Origin of the sequence: Kocuria dechangensis (genome assembly GCF_014636775.1) — a bacterium.
Lineage (GTDB): Bacteria > Actinomycetota > Actinomycetes > Actinomycetales > Micrococcaceae > Kocuria > Kocuria dechangensis.
The window spans coordinates 143,176-168,238 of record NZ_BMEQ01000006.1 but is presented as its reverse complement, the minus strand read 5'-3'; the positions used below and the strand labels follow the sequence as shown (position 1 = coordinate 168,238).

The 25,063-nt window shown below is 73.2% G+C and carries 25 protein-coding genes and 1 pseudogene; 11 read left to right on the top strand and 15 right to left on the bottom strand.

Going from position 1 to position 25,063, the window contains the following annotated elements; all coding sequences use genetic code 11:
- The 3 genes from IEW07_RS08185 to IEW07_RS08175 form a co-directional block, all read right to left on the bottom strand.
- Nucleotides 1-1,071: a HoxN/HupN/NixA family nickel/cobalt transporter gene (locus IEW07_RS08185; RefSeq protein WP_188536077.1), complete on the bottom strand. Its 1,071-nt coding sequence runs from the start codon at nt 1,069-1,071 to the stop codon at nt 1-3.
- Nucleotides 1,072-1,194: 123 nt separating this feature from the next.
- Complete coding sequence (locus tag IEW07_RS08180; RefSeq protein WP_188536075.1) at nt 1,195-2,547, bottom strand: MBL fold metallo-hydrolase; 1,353 nt, start codon at nt 2,545-2,547, stop codon at nt 1,195-1,197.
- 221 nt (nt 2,548-2,768) lie between these two features.
- Nucleotides 2,769-3,632: a sulfite exporter TauE/SafE family protein gene (locus IEW07_RS08175; RefSeq protein ID WP_188536074.1), complete on the bottom strand. Its 864-nt coding sequence runs from the start codon at nt 3,630-3,632 to the stop codon at nt 2,769-2,771.
- Between the two features lie 249 nt (nt 3,633-3,881).
- On the opposite strand from IEW07_RS08175, the gene IEW07_RS08170 reads away from it, so the two are divergent.
- Nucleotides 3,882-4,313, top strand: a complete 432-nt coding sequence (locus IEW07_RS08170; RefSeq protein WP_188536072.1) for a DUF302 domain-containing protein — start codon at nt 3,882-3,884, stop codon at nt 4,311-4,313.
- Between the two features lie 46 nt (nt 4,314-4,359).
- Nucleotides 4,360-4,902 carry a type 1 glutamine amidotransferase domain-containing protein gene (locus tag IEW07_RS08165; RefSeq protein WP_188536070.1) on the top strand — a complete coding sequence of 181 codons (543 nt, stop codon included), beginning with the start codon at nt 4,360-4,362 and terminating at the stop codon, nt 4,900-4,902.
- Between the two features lie 176 nt (nt 4,903-5,078).
- Here the strand turns inward: IEW07_RS08165 and IEW07_RS08160 are convergent, their stop codons facing one another.
- Together IEW07_RS08160 and IEW07_RS08155 are read right to left on the bottom strand one after the other, a co-directional pair.
- The gene (locus IEW07_RS08160) at nt 5,079-6,743 is read right to left on the bottom strand and encodes an ABC transporter permease (RefSeq protein WP_229741648.1); all 1,665 of its coding nucleotides are present in this window, start codon (nt 6,741-6,743) and stop codon (nt 5,079-5,081) included.
- A complete protein-coding gene (locus IEW07_RS08155) occupies nt 6,740-7,654 on the bottom strand; it encodes an ABC transporter ATP-binding protein (protein WP_188536068.1) in 915 nt (304 codons plus the stop codon). Before IEW07_RS08155 ends, IEW07_RS08160 begins: the two co-directional genes overlap by 4 nt.
- Nucleotides 7,655-7,821: 167 nt before the next feature.
- On the opposite strand from IEW07_RS08155, the gene IEW07_RS08150 reads away from it, so the two are divergent.
- Nucleotides 7,822-8,772, top strand: coding sequence for a hypothetical protein (locus IEW07_RS08150; RefSeq protein ID WP_188536066.1), 951 nt, complete (start codon nt 7,822-7,824; stop codon nt 8,770-8,772).
- Between the two features lie 117 nt (nt 8,773-8,889).
- The gene (locus IEW07_RS08145) at nt 8,890-9,045 is read left to right on the top strand and encodes a hypothetical protein (protein ID WP_188536064.1); all 156 of its coding nucleotides are present in this window, start codon (nt 8,890-8,892) and stop codon (nt 9,043-9,045) included.
- Nucleotides 9,046-9,123: 78 nt separating this feature from the next.
- Here the strand turns inward: IEW07_RS08145 and IEW07_RS08140 are convergent, their stop codons facing one another.
- Nucleotides 9,124-9,969 (bottom strand): SDR family oxidoreductase, encoded by an 846-nt coding sequence (locus tag IEW07_RS08140; RefSeq protein ID WP_188536062.1) that lies wholly within the window; start codon nt 9,967-9,969, stop codon nt 9,124-9,126.
- A gap of 194 nt (nt 9,970-10,163) precedes the next feature.
- On the opposite strand from IEW07_RS08140, the gene IEW07_RS08135 reads away from it, so the two are divergent.
- The 3 genes from IEW07_RS08135 (at nt 10,164) to IEW07_RS08125 (ending at nt 11,603) form a co-directional block, all read left to right on the top strand.
- Nucleotides 10,164-10,667, top strand: coding sequence for a pyridoxamine 5'-phosphate oxidase family protein (locus tag IEW07_RS08135; protein WP_188536060.1), 504 nt, complete (start codon nt 10,164-10,166; stop codon nt 10,665-10,667).
- A gap of 76 nt (nt 10,668-10,743) precedes the next feature.
- Entirely contained in the window at nt 10,744-11,268 is a 525-nt protein-coding gene (locus IEW07_RS08130) for a DUF488 domain-containing protein (RefSeq protein WP_188536058.1), read from the top strand.
- Nucleotides 11,269-11,270: 2 nt separating this feature from the next.
- Nucleotides 11,271-11,603 carry a cupin domain-containing protein gene (locus tag IEW07_RS08125; RefSeq protein WP_188536056.1) on the top strand — a complete coding sequence of 111 codons (333 nt, stop codon included), beginning with the start codon at nt 11,271-11,273 and terminating at the stop codon, nt 11,601-11,603.
- 205 nt (nt 11,604-11,808) lie between these two features.
- On the opposite strand, the gene IEW07_RS08120 is transcribed toward IEW07_RS08125, so the two are convergent.
- The 4 genes from IEW07_RS08120 to IEW07_RS08105 form a co-directional block, all read right to left on the bottom strand.
- Nucleotides 11,809-13,485 carry a (2,3-dihydroxybenzoyl)adenylate synthase gene (locus tag IEW07_RS08120; protein WP_229741647.1) on the bottom strand — a complete coding sequence of 559 codons (1,677 nt, stop codon included), beginning with the start codon at nt 13,483-13,485 and terminating at the stop codon, nt 11,809-11,811.
- Nucleotides 13,482-15,548: an acetate--CoA ligase family protein gene (locus IEW07_RS21425; RefSeq protein ID WP_188536054.1), complete on the bottom strand. Its 2,067-nt coding sequence runs from the start codon at nt 15,546-15,548 to the stop codon at nt 13,482-13,484. Before IEW07_RS21425 ends, IEW07_RS08120 begins: the two co-directional genes overlap by 4 nt.
- The gene (locus IEW07_RS08110) at nt 15,545-17,116 is read right to left on the bottom strand and encodes an FAD-dependent monooxygenase (RefSeq protein WP_188536051.1); all 1,572 of its coding nucleotides are present in this window, start codon (nt 17,114-17,116) and stop codon (nt 15,545-15,547) included. Before IEW07_RS08110 ends, IEW07_RS21425 begins: the two co-directional genes overlap by 4 nt.
- An 88-nt stretch (nt 17,117-17,204) precedes the next feature.
- Nucleotides 17,205-18,032, bottom strand: a complete 828-nt coding sequence (locus tag IEW07_RS08105; RefSeq protein WP_188536049.1) for a PaaX family transcriptional regulator — start codon at nt 18,030-18,032, stop codon at nt 17,205-17,207.
- 147 nt (nt 18,033-18,179) lie between these two features.
- Here IEW07_RS08105 and IEW07_RS08100 point away from each other — a divergent pair, with 147 nt between their 5' ends.
- Nucleotides 18,180-19,547 (top strand): MFS transporter, encoded by a 1,368-nt coding sequence (locus tag IEW07_RS08100; RefSeq protein WP_188536047.1) that lies wholly within the window; start codon nt 18,180-18,182, stop codon nt 19,545-19,547.
- Nucleotides 19,548-19,788: 241 nt separating this feature from the next.
- Here IEW07_RS08100 and IEW07_RS08095 read toward each other — a convergent pair whose 3' ends face one another.
- Nucleotides 19,789-19,956, bottom strand: coding sequence for a hypothetical protein (locus tag IEW07_RS08095; RefSeq protein ID WP_188536045.1), 168 nt, complete (start codon nt 19,954-19,956; stop codon nt 19,789-19,791).
- A gap of 181 nt (nt 19,957-20,137) precedes the next feature.
- Between IEW07_RS08095 and IEW07_RS08090 the strand changes: the two genes are divergently transcribed.
- A complete protein-coding gene (locus IEW07_RS08090; RefSeq protein WP_188536044.1) occupies nt 20,138-20,788 on the top strand; it encodes an SDR family oxidoreductase in 651 nt (216 codons plus the stop codon).
- A 544-nt stretch (nt 20,789-21,332) separates the two neighbouring features.
- On the opposite strand, the pseudogene IEW07_RS08085 reads toward IEW07_RS08090, so the two are convergent.
- The 4 genes and pseudogenes from IEW07_RS08085 to IEW07_RS08070 all read right to left on the bottom strand — a co-directional run bounded on the left by IEW07_RS08085 (nt 21,333) and on the right by IEW07_RS08070 (nt 24,053).
- Nucleotides 21,333-21,741 (bottom strand): annotated as a pseudogene (locus IEW07_RS08085) (VOC family protein).
- A 174-nt stretch (nt 21,742-21,915) separates the two neighbouring features.
- Nucleotides 21,916-22,770 carry an aminoglycoside adenylyltransferase domain-containing protein gene (locus IEW07_RS08080; protein WP_188536042.1) on the bottom strand — a complete coding sequence of 285 codons (855 nt, stop codon included), beginning with the start codon at nt 22,768-22,770 and terminating at the stop codon, nt 21,916-21,918.
- A 300-nt stretch (nt 22,771-23,070) separates the two neighbouring features.
- Nucleotides 23,071-23,535 carry a nuclear transport factor 2 family protein gene (locus IEW07_RS08075; protein ID WP_188536040.1) on the bottom strand — a complete coding sequence of 155 codons (465 nt, stop codon included), beginning with the start codon at nt 23,533-23,535 and terminating at the stop codon, nt 23,071-23,073.
- Entirely contained in the window at nt 23,532-24,053 is a 522-nt protein-coding gene (locus IEW07_RS08070; protein ID WP_188536038.1) for a nuclear transport factor 2 family protein, read from the bottom strand. Before IEW07_RS08070 ends, IEW07_RS08075 begins: the two co-directional genes overlap by 4 nt.
- Nucleotides 24,054-24,191: 138 nt before the next feature.
- Here IEW07_RS08070 and IEW07_RS08065 point away from each other — a divergent pair, with 138 nt between their 5' ends.
- Together IEW07_RS08065 and IEW07_RS08060 are read left to right on the top strand one after the other, a co-directional pair.
- Nucleotides 24,192-24,674 carry a pyridoxamine 5'-phosphate oxidase family protein gene (locus IEW07_RS08065; protein WP_188536036.1) on the top strand — a complete coding sequence of 161 codons (483 nt, stop codon included), beginning with the start codon at nt 24,192-24,194 and terminating at the stop codon, nt 24,672-24,674.
- On the top strand, nt 24,671-25,009 hold the full coding sequence (locus IEW07_RS08060; RefSeq protein ID WP_188536034.1) for an acylphosphatase: 339 nt from the start codon (nt 24,671-24,673) through the stop codon (nt 25,007-25,009). Before IEW07_RS08065 ends, IEW07_RS08060 begins: the two co-directional genes overlap by 4 nt.
- The last annotated feature ends 54 nt before the right edge of the window (nt 25,010-25,063 follow it).

Here is a 25,063-nt window from a genome sequence, read left to right as displayed (position 1 = left end):
TCACCCTCGCACGAGCGCGGCCCCGCCCGGCCCGCGCAGCCGGTCCAGGATCCGGGCGCCCGCCCAGGCGAGGCAGAAGAAGACGATCACCGCGACGCCCAGGAAGTTGAGGTCCACGGCCGCGACGGCGGCGAGCGCCCCGTCGGCGGGCCGCAGCACCTCGGCCAGCACGGAGAGCAAGCTCGTCCCCCCGATCACGAAGGCGAGCACCACCGAGACGGTGGTGACGACGAGGTTGTAGTCCAGCTTCCGGCGGGCGTCGGCCGAGGCCCAGCCGTAGACCCGGTTCATGAGGATGCCGTCGGCGCTGTCGAACAGCGTCATGCCCGCGGTGAAGAGGACGGGCAGCACGAGCACGGCGTACCAGGGCAGGTCCGGGGCCAGGCCGCCGGCCATGACGAACAGGCCGATCGAGGCGGCCGTGTCCAGGCCCAGGCCGAAGAGGAAGCCCACCGGGTACATCCGGGCGGGGCGGTCCACCGCGCGGGTCACCGGGTGCAGCAGCCGGTGCAGGACGCCGCGCTTGTCGAGGTGGGCGTCCAGCTCGGCGGAGTCCACGGCCCCGGTGCGGGCGGCCCGGCGGGCGCGGTGCAGCCGCAGCAGCACGGCGAGGTTCAGGATCCCGGCGGTCACCAGGAACAGCCCGGAGACCGTGCCGCCCCAGAGCCCGGCGGCCTGGCGCAGCCCGGAGCCCTCGTCGGCCAGGCCCCCGGCGAAGACCTCGAAGCCCAGGGCCAGGAGCAGCACGGAGAGCAGGACGACGGAGGAGTGGCCCAGGGCGAACCAGAAGCCGGTGGCCGCGGACTCCCTGCCGCGGGCCATGAGCGAGCGGGTGGCGTTGTCAATCGCGGCGATGTGGTCCGCGTCGAACGCGTGGCGGATGCCCAGGGCGTAGGCGCTCAGGGCGAGCCCCGTGAACAGGCCGGTGCCGGCCGCGCCGGTCCCGGTGCCGAGCACCAGCGCGAGCAGCGCGCCCCACCCGGCCAGGTGGAGGAGGACGACGGCCGCGCCGACCGTCGCGACGCCGTGCCGCCCGGTGGTGGACGGGAGGACGGGGCGGGAGGAGCTCACAGGAGGCCTTTCGCGTCGGGGATGCGGTCGTCGGGGATTCGTCCGTCGGCTGGAGCGCGGTCGTCGTCGGGGCGGGAGGGCGGGAGGGCGCGAGGGGCGGGTGCCCGCCCCTCGCGCGCCGGGTCAGCTCTCCAGCGGGACGCCGTCCTGCTCGGCCTCGTCGAAGAGGGCGTCGATGTGCACCGGGTCCTTGCCCGCCCGCTCGAGCAGGCTGGCGGCCACACCCGACCGGTAGCCGGAGCCGCAGTGCACCCACAGCCGGCCCTCGGGCACCTCGTCCATCCGGGTCAGCAGCTCGTGCAGCGGGATGTTGACCGCGCCGGGGATGTGCGACTCCTCGTACTCGTCCACCCGGCGGACGTCCAGGACGGCCTCGCCCTCGGGCCGCTCGGCGAGCATGCCCTTCCAGTCGACGCGCGGGTAGGAGGAGACGGCCGCGCCCGGGGCCAGCTGCCGGGGGTCCTCGCCGAGGGCGGCGTCGGGGGAGTCGATGCCGATGCGGGAGAGGTCGCGGATCGCGTTCTCGACGTCCTCGCGGGAGCCGACCAGGGTCAGCTGCCGGTCGTAGGGGAAGATCCAGCCCAGGAAGGTGGTGAAGCTGGAGCCGTCGCCGTACTCGAAGCTGATGGTCCCCTTGAGGTGGGTGCTCGAGTAGGCCACGCGGTTGCGCAGGTCCACGACCCACTCGCCGGCCTCGAGGCGGGCCCTGAGCTCCTCGGGGTCGAGGGAGTCGGGCACGGACAGGTCCGGCTCGGCCGGGCCGGCGACGTTGATCGGGCCCATGTGCACGTAGTAGTTCGGGTACGCCGTGAGGTTGGCGATCAGCTCCCGGACGAAGTGCTCCTCGTCGGGGTCGGTGTAGACGTGGTTGGTCTCGATCTGCTCGCCCAGGGTGGACTCGCTCGCCCCCGTGGCCGGGCCGGAGGAGCAGAAGGAGCCGAACCCGTGGGTCGGGTACAGGGCGGCCTTCTCCTCGGCCTCCTCCGCCAGGCGGCGGGCGGAGGCGTACTGGTCGTGGGTCAGGCCCACCATGTGCTCGCGGCCCAGCAGGTCGGTGCGGCCCACGGAGCCGTAGAGGACGCTGCCGCCGGAGAACACGGCCTGCTCGTCGCCGTGCTCGACCACGAAGGAGAGGTGGTGGTGGGTGTGGCCGGGGGTGGCCACGGCCTTGACGGAGAGCTCGCCGACCCGGACGGTCTCGCCGTCGGAGATCGGCGTGCGCTCGAAGGAGACGTCGTCGGCGGCGTTCACGAGGTACTGCGCGCCGTGCTTCCGCGCGTAGACATAGCCGCCGGTCACGTAGTCGTTGTGGATGTGGGTCTCGGCCACGTGGGTGACCTCCACGCCGGCCTTCTCGGCGGCGGCCTCGACCCGGTCGATGTCGCGCTGGGCGTCGATGACGAGGGCGACCCTGCCGTCGTGCACGAGGTAGCTGCGGTCCCCGAGCTGGGGGGTGTCGATGACGGTGACGTCCATGGTGGATTCCTCCTGGTGGCTGCCCTGCGGCGCACCGCGGGGCGTCTTGACGGTATCGGCGGGTTGTTACGGAAGTGTTCCAGGGGCGGGGGCGGCCGTGGCGGCGCCGCGCGCGGCCGTCCCCGCCACGGCTCAGGCCTGCTCGGTGAGGTCGACGGCGGCCACGGGGATCTCCTCCTCGGTGCTCGGTCGCGGTGGTTCTCGGGGGAGGACGGGGGCGGTCAGGCGGTGAGGGGCGTGCGCAGCGGGCACTTCGGGACCGCGAACCAGCAGACGGCCGCGGCCACGCCGGCGGCAGCGGCGGTGATCCCGACGGCGGCCCCGGCCGCGGCGGGCAGCTCCTGGACCAGGACGAAGACGCCCATGGCCAGGACGAACACGCCGAAGCCCTTGCGCAGGGCGGCCTCGGGGATGCGGCCGGCGAGACGGGCGCCGGCGAACGAGCCGGCGACCGCGGCGACGGTCACGGCCCCGACCAGGGCCCAGTCCAGGGAGACCGTGGTGAGGTAGCCGGCGAGCCCGGCGAAGGACTTCATGGCGATGACGACCAGGGAGGTGCCCACGGCCACGGGCATGGACAGCCCGCCCAGCAGGGCCAGGGCCGGGACGACGAGGAAGCCGCCGCCGGCCCCCACCAGGCCGGTGACCAGGCCCACGACCAGGCCCTCGGCGACGACCTTCAGGACCGGCAGCTCGCCGTCGTGGGCCTCGGCGGCGCCGTTCTTGCGGCCGCGGATCATGGCGAGGGAGGTCGCGACCATCATCAGGGCGAAGGCGATCATCAGGACGGTGCCGGGGATGTAGCCGCCGGCCAGGCCGCCGAGGAAGGCCCCGGCCATGCCGGCGACGCCGAAGACGAGGCCGGTGCGCCACTTCACGCGCCTGTTGCGGGCGTGGTTGACAGCGCTGACGGCGGAGGTCACCCCGACGACGAACAGGGAGGCCGCGATGGCCTCCTTGGGGTCCAGGCCCGCGACGTAGGTGAGGATCGGGACGGTGAGGATGGACCCGCCGCCGCCGAGCAGACCGAGCGAGAGCCCGATCAGCACCGACAGCAGGAGGGTCAGTACGAGGGTGACGGTCATGGCGCGTGTCCTTTGCTTCCCGCCGGCCGGGGCGGGGTCGTCAGGCGGTGCAGGGGTGCGGGGCGCGTCGCCGGGCGTTCGTCCTGAGTATGGCAGATACCCCCAGGGGTATTCAAGTACCCCTGGGGGTATGCATCGTCCCGGGTAACGCCCAGGGAGAACGCGGGGGTCCCGCTCTTCCCTTTCACGCTCCGGCGTGCCAACAGTGGACCCGTGAGCGCACGATCCCGATCGACAAGGAGCACGAGCATGAGCTACACCAACGCCGTCGTCGTCCCCCTCTCCTACGAGGAGGCGGTCCGGCGCACGCGCGAGGCGCTCGCCGAGCAGGGCTTCGGCATCCTCACGGAGATCGATGTCCGCGGCACCTTCGAGAAGAAGCTCGGCGCCGAGGCCGCCGAGAACGTGGGCGACTACGTCATCCTCGGGGCGTGCAACCCGTCCCTGGCCAGCAAGGCGCTCGCCGCGGAGCCGGAGATGGGTGCGCTGCTGCCCTGCAACGTGGTGGTGCGCCGCGGCAAGGACGCCGACAGCACGACCGTCGAGGCCATCGACCCGCAGACCATGGTCCAGCTCAGCGGCACGCCCGCGATCCAGGAGGTCGCCGACGACGCCGGGACCCGCCTCCGGGCCGCCCTCGCCGCCATCGGCGCCGAGCCCGCAGGCGGCCGGCCGCAGTAGCGCACCACCCCGCACCCGTTCCCACCCCGATCAGGAGGCACACCCCATGACCACCGACATCACCGGCAAGAAGGTCGCGTTCGTCGCCACCAACGGCGTCGAGGAGCCCGAGCTGGCCGAGCCCTGGAAGGCGGTGAAGGAGGCCGGCGGCACGCCCGTGCTGCTGTCCTCCGAGAAGGGCAGCATCACCGCGCTGCGGGGCGACTGGGACCGCGGCGGCAGCTACGAGGTCGACGGCACCCTCGCCGACGCGAAGGCGGCGGACTTCGACGCGCTGGTCCTGCCCGGCGGCACCCTCAACGCCGACAACATGCGCGTGGAGGACGACGCGCTGCGGCTCGTGAAGGAGTTCGACGCCGCCGGCAAGCCCATCGCCGCCATCTGCCACGCCCCGTGGATCCTGCTGGAGGCCGGGCTGGCGAAGGGCAGGCGGCTCACGTCGTACCACTCCCTGGCCACCGACCTGAAGAACGCCGGGGCGGACTGGGCGGACGAGGAGGTCGTCGTCGACGGCCGGCTCGTCACCTCCCGCAGCCCCCGGGACCTCAAGGCGTTCAACCGCGAGATGCTCAGGATGATCGCGGGCTGACCGGGCCGTTCCCGCCCCTGGCCGATCCACCCTCCCGAGGGGTCTTCTTCTGCGCAACCGCACGCCGAGGGGGCGCTGCCGAACGGACATCGCAGTCGATTCCGTTCGGCAGCGCCCCCTCGCTGCTGTGGGGTGGCGGAACCCGACCCCTCGCGAGGGCAGCGCCACGGCAGGGCTCAGGCCAGCAGGTCCCGCCGGCGGAACCCGGCGGCGGCGGCCCCCACCAGGGCCACCGCCGCCGCGGCCAGACCCAGCGGGGGAGCGGCGTCCCAGTCCTCGGACGGCACGAGCGGCGTCAGCCGGACGGGTGAGAGCTCGGCCGCCCACTCCGGCATGTCCAGGAGCACCCCGAACCACGAGACGAACACGACGTACGCCACCACCGCCCAGCTGAGGGCGGCGGCGCGGGGGACGACGCCCACCAGCGCGGCGGTGAGCCCGGCCACCGCGAGCACGGCCGGCAGGTAGGCCAGCGCCGCGAGGGTGAGCTCCCCGATCCATCGTGCCTCGCCCGTGGTCGCGGTGACGCCTGCGCCCAGCGCCGCCCCCGACAGCGCGAGGGCCAGCAGGGCCTGCACGCCGACGACGGCGCACCAGCCCAGGAACCAGCGCGGCCGGGACACCCCGGCGCCCAGGACCAGGGCCGTCCGCCCGGACTCCTCCTCCCCGCGCAGCCGCAGCACCCCGGAGACGGCGAAGGCGGTCACGCCGAGCACGAGGTAGGACAGCGTCGCGGCGGCGAAGGACTCGGTGAGCGCGTCCACGTCCATGGCCAGCCACTCCGTGATGAGGGGGATGTCCTCGAGGCTGTCCTCCAGCGAGTCGGCCAGCGAGCCGAAGGCCAGGCCGAACAGGACCAGCCCGGCCGCCCAGCCCGTGAACGTGCCGTGCAGCAGACGGCGGGCCAGGCCCGTGACGGAGAGCAGGGACGCCGGGGCGGCCGCGGGCCCCGGCCGGGCGTGGCGCAGCCCCGCGCCCAGGTCGCGGCGCTGGGCCAGCCCCACGGCCCCTGCGAGCAGGAGGACGGCCAGCGCCGCCGAGAGGAGCAGGGGCCACCAGCGCAGCTCGACGTACAGCCGGGTCTGCTGGGCCCACGCGAGGGGGGAGAACCAGGACAGCCACGAGCCCCTGGGCTCGATGACGTCACCGATGCCGCGCACCAGGAACGCCGCCCCCAGCACGGCCATCGCCATGCCGGAGGCCGTCCGGGCGTGCTCGGTGAGCTGGGCGGTCACCGCGGCCACGGCGCCGAACACGAGCCCGGTCAGCGCGGTCGCGACCCCCCAGGCCAGCGCGTCGGCCCCGCCGAGTCCCGCCGCGACGAGCCCCGCCGTGACGGCGGCCCCGACCGCCGCGTCCGCCACGGCGACCGCCGCGAGCGCGGCCGTGGCCGGGGCGAAGCGGCCCACCGGCAGGGCGCGCAGCACCTCGAGCCGGCCCGACTCCTCCTCCGCGCGCACGTGCCGGCTCACGAGCAGGACGCTCATGATCGCGGTCGCCACGAGCACCGACAGGCTCAGCTCGTTGACCGTCATGGCGCCGAGCGTGTAGTCGTCCACCCCGAAGGCCGGGCCGGTCATCATCACGGCCGAGGGGTTGTCCAGCAGGGTGGCCCGGGCCTGGCGCGACTGGCCGTCGGGGAAGGTGGTCTCCAGGGCCAGCACGGTCGCCCACACGGTCCCCCCGAGGGCGAGGACCCAGACGAGGATCCGCAGCCGGTCCAGCCGGAGGTTCAGCAGGAACAGCCGCCGGGTGCCGGTCCACGGGTCGGCGGTGCGCCGGGGGCGGGGCGCGGAGCCGGGGGCGGCCTCGTCGGCGGGGCGCAGGGCCGTGGCGCTCACCGGGACGCCGTCTCCGCCGCCGGGCGCTCCCCGTAGTGGCGCAGGAAGAGCTCCTCGAGCGAGGGCGGCGTGACCGTGAGGTTCTGCACGTCCAGGTCGGCCAGCACCCGCAGGACCTCGCCGACGCGGGCGTCGTCGACGTCGAAGGCGACCCTGCCGTCCGCGTGCACCAGGTGGTGGACGCCGGGCACGTCCGCCAGCCGGGCGGCGTCCGTGCGCGTGGTCGCGGTGACGGCGGAGCGGGTGAGGTGGCGCAGCTGGGCCAGCGTCCCGCTCTCGACGTCCTTCCCGCTGCGGATGATGGTCACGGTGTCGCACAGCTTCTCGACCTCGGCCAGGATGTGGCTCGAGAGCAGGACGGTGCTGCCCCGGTCGGTGAGCCGGCGGATCTCGTCGGTGAACACGGCCTCCATGAGGGGGTCGAGGCCCGAGGTCGGCTCGTCGAGGAAGTACAGCTCGGCCTCGGCGCTCAGGGCAGCGACCAGGGCCACCTTCTGCCGGTTGCCCTTGGAGTAGCTGCGCGCCTTCTTGGTGGGGTCGAGCTCGAAGCGCTCGATCAGCTCGTCGCAGCGCCGGCGGCGTCGTCGTCCCCCGCGGACGTCCGTGAGGAGGTCGATGATCTCCCCGCCGGTCAGGCCGGGCCACAGGTTCGTGTCCCCGGGGACGTAGGCGGTGCGGCGGTGGATCTCGACGGCGTCCGCCCAGGCGTCCCGGCCCAGCACCCTCGCGGTGCCGTCCTCGGCCCGGAGCAGGCCGAGCAGGACCCTGATCGCGGTGGACTTCCCGGAGCCGTTCGGTCCCAGGAAGCCGGCCACCTGGCCGGCGCGGACCGTGAGGTCGAAGCCGTCCAGCGCCCGGGTGCTGCCGAAGGTCTTCACGAGCCCACGGGCCTCGATGACCGGGGTGTCCATGGGGTGCTCCTGACGGGTCGGTGCGGGCGCCTTCTCTCACGCTAGGCACGGCTCCCGCAAGGGACAAGAGACGCGCCGCCGTAACAGACGGGTATCCGTCGCCGCCGCCTACCTCGCCGCTCGGCGCCCGTGCCAGGCTGTGCCCAGGACCGGGAACGGAGGACGTCGTGGAAGATCGGAAGAACGTGGTCGCCGGAGCGCACGCCGCCGCCGCGGCGGCGCGCCCGCGCGGGGCGCAGCCGTGGTGGTCGCGCACCACGGCGCTGCTGGGGCTCCTCCTGGCGCTGGGGGTGGGCTTCGTCCTGGCCGGCCTCGTGGCCCGGGGCGAGGGGATGTGGCGCACGGTGGTGGTGGACGCGGGCTTCACCCTCGTGACCGTCTCGATCGTGGGGCTGGTCCTCGACAGCGCGCTGGCGCAGCTGCGCGCCCGCCTCGACGCCCGTCCCGCCAAGGCGCCGGCCCGGAGCTCCGCCGCCCCCGCCGGCGGGAGCCAGGGACTCGACGGCGTGCGCGAGGAGGTGGACCTCGTCCAGCTGCTCAAGGACGTCCGGCCCGGCCAGGAGCTGTGGTGGATGGACACGTTCCCCCTCACCTTCGCCGGGGACCTCGACGCGATCCACCGGGCGCTGTGCTCGGGCGTGCGGATCCGGCTGCTCGTGCTGGAGCCCCGCTCGCCCTCGCTGACCTACCGGCTCCGGGAGATCCGCCAGCACTACGGGCTCTCGCCGATGGACCTCCGGCGCAGCTTCGATACGCTGTGCAGCCAGCTGCGGGTGCTGGCGGAGGTGGACGCCAGCGTGGTGGACAACCTGGAGGTCCGCGCCTACGACGGCCTGCCCGGAGCGCCCATGTACCTGGTCCTGGGCGAGAACCGGTCCGACGGCGAGCGCAGCGGCGAGGTGCTGCGGGCCCTCAGCAGCTACTACCTGCTGGACGCCAGCCAGGACATGCCCTACATCGAGTGGCGGGCCGGGGCCTTCGCGGACCGCCTGCGCGACTACTACGAACACCAGTGGAACGGCGCCCACGTGGTCTTCCCCCTGGAGAACGGGGACCGCAAGGTCTCGACCGTCCACACCGGCAACATCCCGACCACGCAGCGGGTCGGCGGGGCGTAGCAGGGGGCTGCCGCAGACCGGCATCGGGGCGGCCGGTCCGGGCCGGGTCACGGATCCGTCTCGGCCGCTGTGCAGGACCGCGGCGCGGACTACCGTGGAACCCTCTGAGGAGGAGTCATGACCGTGTGGACCGACAGGAACGGGTGGCGCAGGGCGCTCGCGATCGGCATCCTGCCGTTCGCCGCCCTCGGCGTCGCCGGGTGCGACAACACCGAACCGGCCGACGGCGGCGGTGAGGAGCAGGAGATGGACGGCGAGCAGGAGGACGACTGAGCCGGGCCGGTGCGGTGCCGCCCGGCCGGAGGTGATCCGCGGCGGCGGGGGCTGCCACGCCCCCGCCGCCGCGATCCGTCAGGGGTGCTGGACGCCCTCCCCGGCCAGGACCGCGCGGTAGCCCTCCCGGTAGGTGGGGTACGCGAGGACGAAGCCGGACTCCCGCAGCCGGCGGTTGGACAGCCGCTTCGAGCCCCGCGGGCGGGCGTCGTCCTCCGCGGTGTCCACCGGGGGCAGCGGCAGGCCGAGCTCTCCGGCCAGGAACTCGAGGACCTCGCGCTCGGGCGCCGGCTCGTCGTCGGTGCCGAGGTACAGGGTCAGGGGCTGGGCCTCCATGGTCAGGAGGTGGACGACGGCCGCGGCGGCGTCGTCGCGGTGGATGCGGTTCGTCCACGCGGCGCCGCCCTGCGTGCTCCCGGAGCGCGCCTTGTCGATCAGCCGCGTCCGGCCGGGGCCGTAGATGCCGGACAGCCGCAGCACGGTGCCGTGGGGGAAGTGCTCGTGGAAGATCTCCTCGGCCTCCAGCAGCACGCGGGCCGTGTCGGTGGAGGGGGCGACGGGGGTGTCCTCGGTGACCCACTCGCCGTCGGGGTTCGCGCAGACCGCGGTCGAGGAGATCAGCACCGCGCGGCGCGGGAGGGAGCCGGCCTCGAGGACGCCGGTGAGCAGGTTCCGCAGGCCGTCGACGTACGCCGCGCGGTAGTCCTCGGGGCTGCGCCCGTCCGCGGCCGTGGCGACGACCAGGAGCTCGATGTCGCCGGGCAGCTCCGGCACCTCCGTGCTCAGGTCCACGGACAGGCCGGTCAGGGGCTGCGGCAGCAGCTCCGCCCTCCGGCGCAGCCCCACCACCTCCCGGCCCTGCTCGGCGAGCCGCAGCCCGATCTCCGTGCCCAGATCTCCGCATCCCGCGATGACGACGCTCATGCCGCTCATTCTCGCACCGCCCCGTCCCGGCGCACGTCATGCGCGGCCCGCCGTTCCCTCCGCGCCCGGCCCGGCGTAGGTTGGGGGCGCGGTGCCGGAGCCTCGCGGCCGATCGGCGCCCCGGGCCCGAGCGGTCCGCCGGCCGGAGCACCCGTGCGTGGAGGAGCCGACGCGCACCAGGAAGGAGAACGACGATGACGTGGTACCGGAAGGACGTGGAGGAGCTCCCCGCCGAGGTCTGCTGGGACCTGCTGGGCGCGGCCGGGATCGGCCGCCTGGCGGTGGTGGTGGACGACCAGCCGGAGATCTTCCCGGTCAACTACGCGGTCGACCACGAGACGGTCGTTTTCCGCTCCGGGGAGGGGACGAAGACGGCCGCAGCGGCGGAGCAGGCGCCGGTGGCCCTCGAGGTCGACGGCTACGACGACGCCACCTCCCGGGCCTGGAGCGTGGTCGTCAAGGGCCGTGCCCAGCCCGTGCTGCGGGGCCACGAGCTGATGAACGTCCTCGAGCTGCCGCTGTTCCCGTGGCAGGAGGGGTTGAAGGACAAGTTCGTCCGGATCGTCCCCGCCGCGGTGACCGGCCGGCGCTTCTCCGTGGCCGACCCGGAGGTCTGGAACTCCTCGGTGGCGGGCGGCCGGCGGACGCCGTCGGGGTCGGCGGCCTGGGCGGAGGCCGGCGACCCGGACCTGCCGTGACGTGCCGGGCGTGAGCCCGTGCCCCGGGCCGTGTCGGGTCGCGGTGCGCGCCCGTGCCGGTCAGTAGGGTGAGGGCATGGCACCGCGCACCGTCTACACCGTCGGGCACTCCACCCGCTCCGCCGAGGAGTTCGTGGAGCTGCTGCGGGAGTTCGGCGTGCAGGAGCTCGTGGACATCAGGACCGTGCCGCGCTCGCGGACCAACCCGCAGTTCAACCTCGACCAGCTGCCGGGCACCCTCGCGGCGGCCGGCATCGGGCACACCCACTGCAAGGGGCTGGGTGGCCTGCGCCCGACGTCGAAGGACTCGGTCAACACCGCCTGGCGCAACGAGTCCTTCCGCGGCTACGCGGACCACATGCAGACCGACGAGTTCCGGGCCGCGCTGGCCGAGCTGGAGTCGCTGGCCGAGGAGCGGACCGTCGCCGTCATGTGCGCGGAGGCGGTGTGGTGGCGCTGCCACCGCTCGCTCGTGGCCGAGGCCCTTCTCGTACGCGGGCACGACGTGCAGCACATCATGGGCCCCGGCAAGCTCACCCCGGCCACGCTGCGGGACTTCGCCGTGGTCGACGGAGACCGGATCACCTACCCAGGAGGATGACGATGCACCACCTGAACGAGATCGCCCTGCAGCACCTCAACGAGGCCCGCCACAACAAGCACGGCCGCAGCGCGGAGCAGCTGCTGCACCAGAAGGTCCTCCGGCAGACCCTGATGGCGCTGAAGGAGGGGGCGGAGCTCGCCGAGCACAGCGCCCCCTACGCCGGCAGCCTCCAGGTGCTGCACGGGAGGATCCGGGTCCGGTCGGGCGAGACCGTGGTGCTCGAGGCAGGCCACCTCCACCCCGTCCCGCAGGAGCGGCACTCCGTGGAGGCGCTGGAGGACGCGGTGTTCCTGCTGACCACCGTGACCGGCGTCGAGAGCGCCGCGGAGTAGACACCGGCCGCGATCCTGCGCGGCGATTCCGTGCTGCGATTCCGTGCTGCGATTCCGTGCTGCGAGGGGTCGCTTCCGGATCCCTGCCGGCGCCGAGGGGTCGCGTGCCGACGGTACAAGGCACTCATTCCGTCATCACACGACCCCTCGTTGCGAGCGAGCGCTGATGGCGACCTCTCGGCGTGGGTGGACGCGGCGCGCGCCGCTACGCCTGGAGGCTCATCCGCTGGGCGATGTCGGCCCGCAGCGCCTTCTTGTCGATCTTGCCGACCTTGGTGGTGGGGATCTCGTCGACGACGACCACCTTCTCCGGGATCTTGTACGCCGCGACCCCTGCCTTCTTCAGGTGCTCCTGGACCTGCTCGAGGGTCAGGGGGTCCTCGCCGGCCATCTGGGCGTAGAGGCAGACCTTCTCGCCCAGCACCGGGTCCGGCATGGAGACCGCCGCGACGATGGACAGGCCCGGGATCTGGTAGACGAGGGACTCGATCTCCTCGGCGGAGACCTTCTCCCCGCCCCGGTTGATCATGTCCTTGTCCCGGCCCTGCACGATCAGGTTGCCGTCCGGGCGGCGCTCCACGATGTCCCCGGAGGCGTACCAGCCGCCCTCCTCGAAGGACTTGGCGTTGGCCTCCGGCGCGGCGTAGTAGCCGCGCGGGGTGTAGGGGCCGCGGGTGAGGATGGCGCCCGGGGTGCCGTCCGGCAGGTCCTCGAGCAGCGCGTCCACGATGCGGATCTCGTCGGCGGGGGAGACCGGCCGCCCCTGCGTGGTGCAGACGACCTCCTCCGGGTCGTCCAGGCGGGTCATGTTGATCAGCCCCTCGGCCATGCCGAACACCTGCTGGAGGGTGCACCCCAGGACCGGCCTGACGCGCCGCGCCAGCTCGTCGGGCATCCGGGAGCCGCCGACCTGCAGCACCTGGAGGGTGCCGAGCTGGTCGGTGCGGTGCTCCTCCTGGTGCTCGATCCACTTCTGCGCCACCGCCGGCACCACCGCGGTGATGGTCACGGCCTCCTGCGCGATCACGGGGAAGGCCCTGGCGGGGTTGGGGGACGGGAGGGTGACCACGCGGGCGCCGAGGAACAGCGCCCCGAGCACGCCGGGGCAGGCCAGCGGGAAGTTGTGGCTGACCGGCATCGACACCAGGTACACGGAGTCCTCGGTCAGCCCGGCCACCGCGGAGCACGCCCTGATGTTGTAGGCGTAGTCGTTGTGGGTGCGGGTGATGAGCTTGGGCAGGCCCGTGGTCCCGCCGGAGAGCAGGAACAAGGCCGGGTCGGTGCCCGCCGGGGCGGCGGCGTCCAGCCGGGCGCGGGCGCCGGCCGGGTCCTCCCCGGGTCGCAGGAGCTCCTCGAGGCCGACGTTGCCCTCGCGCGGGACGCCCGAGACCAGGGTCCACTCCAGGGTCGGGACCTCGGGGCGCAGCTCGTCGGCGAGCTCCTGGTAGTCGAAGCCCTTGATCTCGTCGGCGGCGACGATCGCGCGGGCCTCGGCGAGGTTGCCGAGGAAGCGCAGCTCGTACCGGCGGTGGGCCGGCAGCGCCATGACCGGGATGATCCCGGCGCGGAAGCAGGCCAGGGTGAGGACCACGAACTGCCAGCCGTTGGGCAGCACGACGAGCACGCGGTCGTCGCGCCGCAGGCCCAGGCCGAGCAGGCGCTCGGCGGCGGCGTCGGCCCGGTCCACGAGTTCGGCGTAGCTCATGCGGGTCCCGTCGGCGCCGTCGACGACGGCGGTGCGGTCGGGGAACCTCTGGGCGGCCTCGTGGACCCAGGCGCCCAGGGGCCTGTCCTCCCAGTACCCCTCGGCGCGGTATCGCTCCGCGTCCTCGGCGGGCCAGGGGACGGTGCCTTCACTGCTGTGCTTGACCATCTGGTTCATTCCTCCTCGGTGGGAACTTCGGTGGCGACGATCACGGCGTCCAGGGCGACGAGGCCGTCCGCCGTCAGTCGCAGCGGGTTGATCTCGATCTCGGCGATGCCGGGGTCGGCGGTCAGTGTGGCCCCCAGGGCGGCCAGGACGTGGGTGAGCTGGTCGACGTCGACGCTCGGGCCGCCGCGCCAGCCGCGCAGCAGGGCCTTGCCGGCCAGCTCGTCGATCATCGATCCGGTGGCGCCCGCGCTCAGCGGCGCCGCGCGCAGGGCGACGTCGGCCAGGGCCTCGGCGGCCGTGCCGCCCAGGCCCAGGAGCACGACCGGGCCGAAGACCGGGTCGCGACGGGCTCCGACGACGAGGTCGATGCCGGACGGCGCCATCTCCTCGAGCAGGTACTCCTTCGCCCCGGCCCGGTCGAGCGTGACCAGGGCCTCGTCGAGCTGGGCTTCGGTAGCGATCCCGAGGTGCACGCCGCCGATCTCGGTCTTGTGCAGCACCGCGGCGTCGACGAGCTTCACCGCGACGGGCGTCCTCAGGGACCTGAAGGCGGCCCGGGCCGCCTCGCGGGTCCCGGCCCGGGCACGGGCCGGGACGGGGATGCCGGCGGCCTCGAAGAGGTCCTTGGCCTCGGCCTCGTCCCACGGGCCGGTGCCCGCGGAGATCGGCGGGGCCGCCACGGCCGCCCGGCCGAGGCCGTGCTGGGCGCGGGCGTCCCGGACCAGGGCCGCGAGCCCGCGGGCCAGGGCGGTGGGCCCGGTGACGACGGGCAGGCCCCGCTGGGCACCGGCGGCGACGGCGGCGGCCGTCCCCTCCGGCGGGCCGTCGACGGCGATCAGCGCCGGGGTGCCGGCCAGCCCGGCCTCCTCGACGGCGGCGGGGAGGTCGACCACGGGCTCGAGGATCCCGTACAGGCCCACGGCCTGGATGCCGGGGTCGGCGGCGACGGCCCGGACGACCTCGGGGAACTCCGGCCCGGGACGGCCGGTGTCCACGGGATTGGCCTGGAAGGTCAGCGGCGGCAGCAGCTGCGACAGGGCCGAGACCGTGGCACCGGTGAGCCGGGGCACGGTCACGTCCGCGCCGGCGAGCTGGTCGGCGACGATCAGCCCCGGACCGGCCTGGCCGGTGATCAGCCCGACGCCCGGATCGGGGTGGGCGGGGATGCGGGTGCGGGACAGGGCGACGGCGGCGTCCACCAGCTCCGTCTCGTCGCCGACGAGGACCGCTCCGCACTGGCGCAGCACCGAGCGGCTGGTCCGCCAGGACGTGGCCAGCGCCCCGGTGTGGGACTGCGCGAACTCGGCCACGTCGTTCTTCCCGATCACCAGGGCCACGACGGGTTTGACCGCGGAGGCACGCCGGATCGCCTCCATCATGCGCGGCCCGTCGGCGACGGTCTCGATGTGCAGGGCGATGACCGCGGTGTGCCGGTCGGCGGCGAGGTGGTCGATCACGTCGGGGGCGGTGACGTCGATCCCGGCGCCGAGGCCGACGCCGAGGCTGACCCCGACGCCGGCCTGCTGCAGCCGGAAGGAGACGGCGTGGTTGACCCCGCCGCTGGAGGAGACCACGCCGATCCGCCCCGGCGCGATGGAGGACACGCCGGGAACGAAGCTGGCCCGCAGCCCGAGGCGGGGGACGAAGAACCCGGAGGTGTTGGGGCCCAGCAGACGGATGCCGGTCTCCCCGAGCACCTCGGCGACGTCCTGCTGGTGCTGCACGCCGGGTCCGCCGACCTCGGCGAAGCCGCCGGCGCACACCAGGGCGGCCTGCACGCCGGCGGCCGCGGCCTCGCGGAGGGTGGCGGCGGTGACGGCGGCCGGGACGCAGAGGACGGCCAGGTCGAGCGGGGCCTCGAGGGCCGCAGCGGCGGCCCCGAGACCGGGGTGCATCCCCTCGGCCCGGGGGTTCACCAGGGCCAGCGGCGCGTCGTAGGAGGACAGGGCCTCGGCCATGACCGCCCCGAGCTTGCCGGGGGTGGCGGAGGCGCCGACCACGGCGATCCCGCGCGGGGCGAACAGGGCCTCCAGGCCCGTGCGGGCCCGTGCGGCGGTGGCGGGGGCGCTCATCGGGCACCTCCCACGGCCACGGCACCGGCGTTCTCGGCCCCGACGCCGGCGCCCACGGCCACGGCGTCGGCACGGCCCGAGAGGATCGCGGTGGCAGCGGCGTCCTCGTCGGCGGCCTCGAGCAGCACCGTGGTCAGACCGCGGCCGAGCCGGGCCTCCTCGGAGACCAGCCGCCGGGTCAGCTCGGTGCCGCCGCGCACGACCGCCGCCCCGGAGGACGGCAGCTGCGCGAAGGCGGCGGCCAGGCCGGCCTCGTCCGCCGGGGCCTCGACCACGGTGACGTCCGGGGCGTCCAGGGGCACGGTCGCGGTGCCGTCGGTCAGCCCGTCGGCACCGGCGGAGAGCAGACGGCCCGCGAACTCGACGCCGTCGACGGTCAGCGGGGTGCGCAGCGGGTCGGTGCCGTGGCGGCGCAGCCACTCCTGCTCCACCGCGGCGACCAGCTGCGGGTCGCGCCGGCGGATCTTCTCCCGGGGAATGGAGCGGGAGAAGAAGTGGAAGGTGAACTGCAGCGGGTCCAGGGCGTTGTGGTAGCGGCCGAAGTGCTCCCACCAGCTCAGCGACGGACGGGCGGCGTCCTGCACCTTGGCGACCTCGGGCTTGCGCTCGGCCTCGTAGTTGGCCAGCGCCGTGGGCAGGTCGTCCGGGTGGGCGGCGACCTCCCGGGCCAGGACGATGGAGTCCTCCATGGCCATCTTGGTGCCCGAGCCCACGGAGAAGTGCGCGGTGTGGAGGGCGTCCCCGACGAGGACGACGTTGTCCTTGTACCAGTGCTGGGTGCTGCGGGTGCGGAAATTGCCCCAGCGGGAGTTGTTGACCACGATCTCGTGGCCCTGCAGGTCCGGCGCGAACAGCTTCTGCAGGTACTCCTTGGACTTCAGGTCCGAGGTGCCCGGGGGCTGGGTGGTGTCGAACTCGTCGAGCCCGGCGTTGCGCCAGGTCTGCTCGTCGGCCTCCACGATGAAGGTCGAGAGCTCGTCGCTGATGGGGTAGGCGTGGGCGGCGAAGTTGCCGTGCTCGTTCTGCCGGTGCACGAAGGTCAGCCCGTCGAACATGTAGGTGGTGCCGAACCAGATGAACTTCGCGCTGGCCTCGACCGCCTCGTGGCCCAGGACCTCCTCGCCGATCTGCCGGCGGGTGAGCGAGTTGGCGCCGTCGGCGGCGACCACCAGGTCGTAGCCGGCCAGCTCGGCCAGGTCCGGGACGAAGGTGCCGAAGCGCAGGTCCACCCCGGCCTCCTGCGCCTTCTCCTGCAGCAGCGCGAGCAGTGTCCTGCGGTGGATGGCGGCCATGCCGTTGCCCTCGAACGCGTGCCGTTGGCCCTTGAGCCAGACCTGGATGGCGTCCCAGTGCCGGCCGTGGTCGGCGAGGGCGTCGTTGAGCACCGGGTCGGCCTCGTTGATCCGGCGCAGCGTCGCGTCGGAGAACACCACCCCGAAGCCGAAGGCGTCCGTGGCCTGGTTGCGCTCGAACAGCACGACCTCGGCCTCCGGAAGCCGGCGCTTGAGCAGGGTGGAGAAGAACAGGCCGCCGGGTCCTCCGCCGATGCACGCGACACGGATCGTCATGGTGGGTCACTCCCTCGTGTTGATGGTCTCGATGTGGTCGAGGTCTCCAGCAAATAGTAACAACAGATATGTGTTTCACGGAAGAGTGTTACTTGAAAGGAGTGGGGCTTCCGGTCCGCTGGGAGTCCGCCAGGACGGCCGACACGTATTCGGTCGCCGCGCCGGCGAGCGCCTGGTGGGCACGGACGAACAGCTCGTAGGCGGTGTCGCCCGGCCAGTCGTCGGGTTGGAGCGCCGTGGGTAGCTGCGGGTCGCGGAAGGGGAAGCGGCGGTAGGCCGAGACCAGCCGCACCCGGGCGACCAGGGCCTCCTCGGGGGCGAGGCCCTGCGCCCCGCCCTCGGCCCACTGCCGGCACTCGTCGACGAACAGCCGGTAGTCCCGAGACAGGTCCTCCAGATCCCAGCACTGCCGGGCCAGGCGGCGGTCGCGCTCCAGGGAGCCGGTGGACATCAGCACCACGTGGACGTTCTCGTCCCGGTCGCAGTCCAGTGCGGCGCACATGCGCTCCCGCACGTCCCGCGGGGCCACCCACGTGGTGGGGGTGAGCTGGCCGAAGCCCTCCCAGGACAGCATCTTCTTGAGCTGCTCCCGGTCCGCCCGCCGGGACTCCGGGATCTGGTAGATCACCATCGTCCACTGCCCCGCCCAGGGGGACCGCGAGGGGGCGAAGATGCGCGCGCGCCCCTCGTCGAGCACCTCGAGGAGCCGGGGGGTCGCCGAGTAGCTCATCTCCCGGCCGTGCCGCTCGGTCTCCACCCACCCGTCCTTGCGCATGCGGGAGAGGGTGACCCGCGTGGTGGCGGGCTCGACGCCGAACAGCTCCAGGAGGTGGGTGAGCTGTCCGAGGCGGATGCTTCCTCCCGTGTAGCGGACGTAGTCCCCGAAGAGGTCCATCACGAGGTCCTTGGGGCGCATCCCCGTCTCCTTCCCGTCGGTGTGGGTCGAATGCCTGAGCACACCCTCTTGTGAAACAGATCGTCGTGTGTTCACATCTTAACTGTTACATATTCTTCCGATGCTCGGCGACGTGCCGAGGCGTCGACACTCCCCGAGGAGCTCCTCATGAACGTTTCGCCGACAGCCCTGGCGCCCACCGGGTCAGGAGGGCAGGGGCCGGCCGACGGCGCCCGGCCGCGGAAGTCCGCCGCCCTGGTCATTCTGCTCTGCTTCGTGTCCATCGTCTTCGACGGGTACGACCTGGTCGTCTACGGGGCCATCGTCCCCTCCCTGCTCAAGTACGAGGCCTGGGGGCTCACGCCCGTGGAGACCGGCGCCTACGGCAGCTACGCGCTGGCCGGCATGTTCATCGGCGCCATCCTGGTCGGCTACCTGACCGACGTCGTGGGCCGGCGCAAGGTGCTCCTGGTGTCCATCACGATGTTCTCGATGCTCATGGTGGCCACCGCGCTGGCGCCGAGCCCGGAGCTGTTCGGGCTCTTCCGCTTCCTCGCCGGCCTGGGCCTGGGCGGGGTCATCCCCACGGCCATCGCCGTGACCGTCGAGTTCTCCGCGCCGCACCGGCGCAACTTCAACAACGCCCTCATGTTCTCGGGCTACGCGGTGGGCGGCATCCTCGCCGCCCTGCTGGCGATGCTCCTGCTCGGCTCCATCGGCTTCCGCGGCATGCTCGGCATCGGCGGGCTCCCGCTCATCACCGTCGTGCCGCTGCTGTTCTTCCTGCTCCCCGAGTCCCCGGCCTACCTGCGCGCCCGCGGACGGCACGAGGAGGCCGCGCAGGTGGTGCGGGACTACGGCCTGCACGCTCCCGAGGACGAGGCCCCCGCAGCGTCGCCGGCGTCGGCGGACGCTCCGGCTCGGACGCAGAACCGCCTCCGGACGATCCTCTCGGGCCGCTGGGCGGCGGCCACCCTGCTGTTCTGCCTGGCGGGCATCGCGGGCCAGACCCTCGTGTACGGCCTCAACACGTGGATGCCGCAGCTGCTCATCCTCGCCGACTACTCCTTGACCTCGTCCCTGAGCTTCCTGCTCACCGTCAACATCGGCGCCGTGCTCGGGGTCGTCGTGTCCTCCCGGCTGGCGGACGCGTTCGGGCCCCGGCCCGTGACCGCCTTCTCGTTCTTCTCCTCGGGGGCGGCGCTGCTGCTCATGGGCACCGGGATCATGCCGCTGTGGGCCATGTACCTGCTCGTGGCGGTCGTGGGCTTCGGCTCCATCGGCGCGCAGATCCTGGTCAACGGCTTCGTGGCCACGTACTTCACCGACGCCACCCGTGCCACGGCTCTCGGCGTGACGCTCGGGATCGGACGGATCGGCGCCGTCCTGGCGATCGCCGGCGGCGGGGTGCTGGTGGCCTCGCAGCTCGGGAACTTCGTGAACTTCTCCGTCTGGTCGATCGCCGCCCTCGTCGGGATCCTGGCCGTCCTGGCCGTTCCGCGGAAGAAGGCCGACCGGGTGACCGCGACGCGGTGACGTCCGCCGCGAGGGGTCGTGTCCTGTGACCCGCTGAGGCCGAGGGGTCACTTCCGGTCTCTCGCTCACGCCGAGGGGTCGTGTGCTGACGGTATGGGTGGTTCATGCCGGCGGCACACGACCCCTCGGCGCCGGCCTGTGCAGGCAACGACCCCTCGTTGCCGGTAAGTGCGGATCACGACTCCTCGGTGCGGGAGGGTTCAGCGCGGGGGAGTGCCGTGCGGAGCCCAGCGTCCGGAGATCAGCGGCGGCCCAGCTGCTTCTCCCTGCGGTGGGCGATGAACACCCCGGAGAGGGCGACCATCAGCATCATCGCGGCGATCAGCGCGAGCAGCCACGCGCCGTCGAGCAGCGCCACCACCATGAGGATCAGGGCGATCGCGGACAGCAGGATCTGGAAGAGCAGCACTGGGGGACCTCCGGGACGGGGACAGGAACCGCACCGACGCTACCGCAGTCCGCCTGCGCGCCGCCGGGGGCGCCGCATTCCCGGTTTCGCCCAGCGCGTGAGCGGTTCTCAGGCGGACGGGACGGGTCTAGCGTCGGGGAGGAACGAGATCATCCCCTCAGCACTCAGAAGGAGCACCCCCATGTCCCACGTCACCATCATCGGCGGCCACGGCAAGGTCGCCCTCATCCTGGCGCAGCTGCTCCAGACCGGCGGCAACGACGTGACCAGCATCTTCCGCAACCCCGACCACACCGACGACGTCGAGAGCACCGGCGCGACGGCCGTGGTCGCCGACGTCGAGAAGCTCTCCGTCGACGAGATCGCCGAGCTGCTGCGGGGCCAGGACGCCGTGGTGTGGAGCGCCGGTGCCGGCGGCGGCAGCCCCGAGCGGACCTGGGCCGTGGACCGGGAGGCCGCGATCCGTGCGATCGACGCCGCCGAGAAGGCCGGCGTGAAGCGCTTCGTCATGGTCTCCTACCTCGGGGCCGGGCAGGACCACGGCGTCCCGGAGGACGACCCCTTCCACACCTATGCCCAGGCGAAGGCCGACGCCGACGACCACCTCCGCGCCTCCGGCCTCGACTGGACGATCGTGGGCCCCGGCGCCCTGACCCTGGACGAGGCCACCGGCAAGATCGACGTCGGCGGCCGGTCCGACGGCGACCGGAGCACCTCCCGCGCCAACGTGGCGCTCGTGGTCTCCGCGGTGCTGGACGACCCGTCGACGATCGGGAAGACGATCGAGTTCTCCGACGGTGCGACCCTCATCTCGGAGGCGATCTCCGCCTGAACGCCATGGGGTGACCCCCGGCACGCCGTTGGGGGTCACCCCATGGCGTCCAGCCGTCGCACAGGGCGGGGCGGGCTGCTCCAGCACCCCGGGCAGGATCGGCACAGCCCCATGGAGGGCGAGGTCCAGGCACAGGATCCCGGCACGCATGTACGGCATGCCGTGCATCAGCTCGGGCAGCTCACGCTGCGTGGTGAGCTGGGCGGGACGGGGGTCCGGTCGGCGGCTGTTGTAGTAGCCCCAGTTCAGGGCCTCGGAAAGGTGCTCGAGGCTGAACCCGGGGTACACTTTATTTACTAACCAGTAGAATCTAGGTGTGGGGATGTCGCCGCATTCCCACCATGGCCGGCACTCCTCCCTCCGGGAGGGGTCGCCGGCCGGGATGCCCCGGTGACCAGCCTCCCTCGGGCCGGTGCCGGGGCCATTCCCCCCCCCACCCCAGCACAAGTGCGCCCACGATGATCCCCGCCGGCGACAGGACTCTTCCCTGGGAGAGTCCCTTGCGAGCCGTGACGGGCTCCTCCGGGGGCGGCCCACCAAGGGGTCAGGCCTCGGGCGCCTGGGCGATCCGGACGGTGTTGCCCGAGGGGTCGCGGAACGCGCAGTCGCGCGGGCCCCAGGGCTGGTCGGTGGGCTCCTGGAGGACCTCGGCCCCGGACGCGCACGGTGCGGAAGGTCGCCTCGAGGTCGTCGGCGGCGAACACGATCATCGGCAGCACCCCCTTGGTGAGCAGCTCCTGCAGGGCGTCACCGTCGGCCTGGGACCGGCCGGCGTGCGGCACCGAGAGCACGATCCCCAGCCCCGGCTGGACGTCGGTGCCCAGGGTCACCCAGCGGAATCCGCCGGCGGACACGTCGTTGAGCACCGTCAGGCCCAGGGCGTCGACGTAGAAGGCGATCGACTCCTCGACATCGGTGACGGTGAGGTGGCAGTACTGCAGCGCGATGGTCATGACCGGCACTCTAGGCCGTAGCCGGCCTGGCCGCTTCTGCGATCCTGCTCGAGGCATTTCCGGACCGGGCGCCGGGCACGAGCCGTGGAGAGCGGGGAGCCCTCGGCCGGCTCGATGTCGCCGGTCCGCTTCAGTCACCGCGTGTCGGGCCACCGTGCCTGCCGAGGGGCCCGCTCAGGGCCGGCCGTCCTCCGGGGCCGGGGGATGGGCCTCAGAGGCCAGGTGCTGGGCGTAGCGGGCGAACTCTGCGGTGGCGGCCGCGCTGCCGGGGCGGGGCCGGGGATCGCGGGGGTGGGCCCGGTCGGTGAGCACCTGGGTCAGCAGCGGGTGCCACCGCGGATCCAGGGCCCCCAGGGCCCAGTGGAGGGCGGCGGTGGGGGAGGTGATCTGCCCGGTGGCCAGGGTGTGCAGCATCCGGGCGCAGGTGGCCACCGCGTAGTGCTGGGTCCCGGCGGTCTCCAGCCCGCCCCGCTGGGCCAGGTGCGCCCCGAAGCGGGGCAGCAGGCCCCGCATCCGCTGCTGCAGCACCGGCCCGGGCACCGGCTCCACGAGGGTGGTGGGGTCGGGTCCGACGAGGGTGATGCCGCGTTCGCGCAGGGTCCAGCGCACCACTTCGGTGTTGGTGGTGGTGGTCCACTGCATCTGCTGGTGACCGGGACCCACGGACAACCACGGGTGGCCCATCCCGTCCAGGCTGCGCAGCTGGACGAGAGCGGGGTAGGCCCCGGCCAGGGCGGTGGACCAGTGCCCGGGGCGGGTGGGGAGCTGCTGGTGCAGGGCCCGCAGCCCGGCCTCCTGCTCGTCGGTGAGGGGCTCGTGGGTCGGGATGAGGAAGTCGCAGCCGCTGTCGCGGTCGGTGCCGCCCACGGCGAAGGCGCCGTGCAGGTAGGCCCCGACGAAGTCGGCCCCCAGCACGGCCCGGGCTCGCTGGGTGAGCCCGGTGAGCAGGAAATTGAGCTCCGGGTACTGGGTGGGGGCGGAGTTGATCGGCCCGAACGGCTGGGAATGCTGGGAGGGGTGGGCGGACATGGGTGTTGCCTCCAGGACAGGTGTCGGAACCGTGAGGGTGTGCACGGCAGGCAACAGGGCGAGGGATCCACGGAGAACTCCGCAAAGGACACCGGAGGGCCCCACCAGCCACAGCTTAGACCTGATCTCAACACCTGATCTGTCGTCGTCCGTCTTCGTGAGGGCGCTTCGCAGTGCCTGCATGGCGACGCGGAAACAGCCGTGGACGATCGAGGACCGCTTGGGGCAGACGGTCGCTCCGTCGATCCCGGAACCACCACCGCCCCGTCCCTGTGCAGAGGGTGCGGAGGACGCGGGCGCTCACGCCAGGAAGTCCGCGACCCCCAGCGCTCCGACCGCGTCCCGCCGCTCGGGATCCGGCCGGGCGATGCGCCGCTCGGCGATCCGCCACCCGGCCGGGGTGCGGACCAGCAGGTCCAGCTGCTCGCCGCCGAGCACGGCGCCGTCCGCGCAGACCAGGAACCACTTGCTCCACGCGCGCACGCGGTCGTCGTCCAGCCGGCGCAGGACGGTGTCGGTGATGTGGTGCGGCTCGAGGGTGTCGGCCCTGGCCCGTTCGACGATCCCCGCGAGACCGGTCGCGGTCCCGCTGGGAGCGGCCATGACGGCGTCCTCGGCGAAGACGCGGCCCAGTTCGTCCCAGGCCCGGGCGTCCACGAGACGGGCGCAGCGGGTGAGCACGGTCCCGATCTCCAGGGCGTCCGCCGCGGGCACCCGCTCCCACCCGGACGACGGCGCCGCGGCGACCTCCGGCACCGCGCTCACCGGCGGGTCCGCTCGGTCGCGGCCAGCACGGCGTCGTCGAACATGGCGTACGCGTAGGGGTCGGGGGCGAAGCCGCCCTCGGCCAGCTCCGCGGAGGCGCGGTCGTTGCGGGGCGCGACCGCGCGCCGGGCGATCCGCCAGCCGTGCCCGGTGCGGCGGAACGTGTCGATGAAGTCGCCGCCCACGGCCCGGCGGTCCCAGGTCAGCAGGAGCATCCGGGACCAGGCGACGGCGGTGTCCGGGTCCACGGCCTCGACGATGGTGTTGAGGGTGTGCGTGGCGGGGTACCGGGAGAGGTCGATCTGCTCCAGGTAGGCGCGCACGCCAGCGGGCCCGGTGAACTCGCCGTGCTGCGTGACGAGCTCGACCTCGGGGACGAAGACCTCGCCGAACATGTCCCACTGGCGGTTGTCGAGCAGGTGCGAGGAGAAGCTCAGGATCTCGGTGATCTCGATCCGGTCCTGGGCGGTGATCTTCTCGGGGGCGGTCTCCTCCGAGGGCTGTGCTGGGGTGTCCATGCTGGTGCTCCCGTCCTCTCGTGCGCCGGCGGGTCGGGGCGTCCCGGTCCGCCCGGCGGATGACACGTGGTTCAGCCCACGATGAATTCTCGGGCTCCGACCGTGTCGCCGGCCACGGTCGTTCCCTAATCTGACCACATGAGCACCCACCAGGATGACATCCAGCACATCGTCGAGTTCGTGAACCGCACCCGCGTGGGCATGCTGACCACGCAGGAGCCCACCGGCAAGTTCGTGAGCCGGCCCATGACCGTGGTCGACGTGGCCCCGGGGGAGGACCTGCACTTCTTCACCGGCCGCGACACCTCCTCGGTGCAGGACGTCCGGGCGCACGACGCCGTCAACGTCGCCTTCGTGGGGGACGGCGAGTGGGTCTCCGTCTCGGGCACCGCCGAGGTCGTGGAGGACCGGCGGGTGGTCGAGGGCCTGTGGACGGACGCGCTCCGGCCCTTCTACCCGGACGGGCCCGCCACCCCGGGGCTCGTGGTGCTGCGCGTGCACACGGAGACCGCCGAGCTCTGGCGCAGCCCCGGGACGGTCTCCACCGCCCTGCGCTGGGCGAAGGCGCGCGTCACGGGCGAGCGGATCGACGCGGGCGAGTCCAAGGTCGTGGACCTGTGAGCCTCCCGCCGATCCACCCGACCCCCTCCGACGACCGCGCCAACGAGGCCGTGGACCTGAACGAGCCGCTGCGGCTGACCGCCGTGGTGCACGGCTCCGTGCACGGCGTAGGCTTCCGCTACTGGACGTGGAAGCACGCCGAGAAGCTGGGCCTGCGCGGCTCCGCGGTCAACAACTCGGACGGCACCGTGGGGGTGATCGCGGAGGGCCCGCGCTGGGCCGTCGGCGACCTCCTCAAGGCGCTCAACAGCAACGACACCCCCGGCGCCGTCATGAAGGTGGACTCCCACTTCGGGCCCGCCACGGGCGAGTTCACCGACTTCGTCACGGCCTGAGCCGCGGGCGCCGGCGGCGTCCCCGCCCGGGCCCGCAACGACGCGACGGGCCCG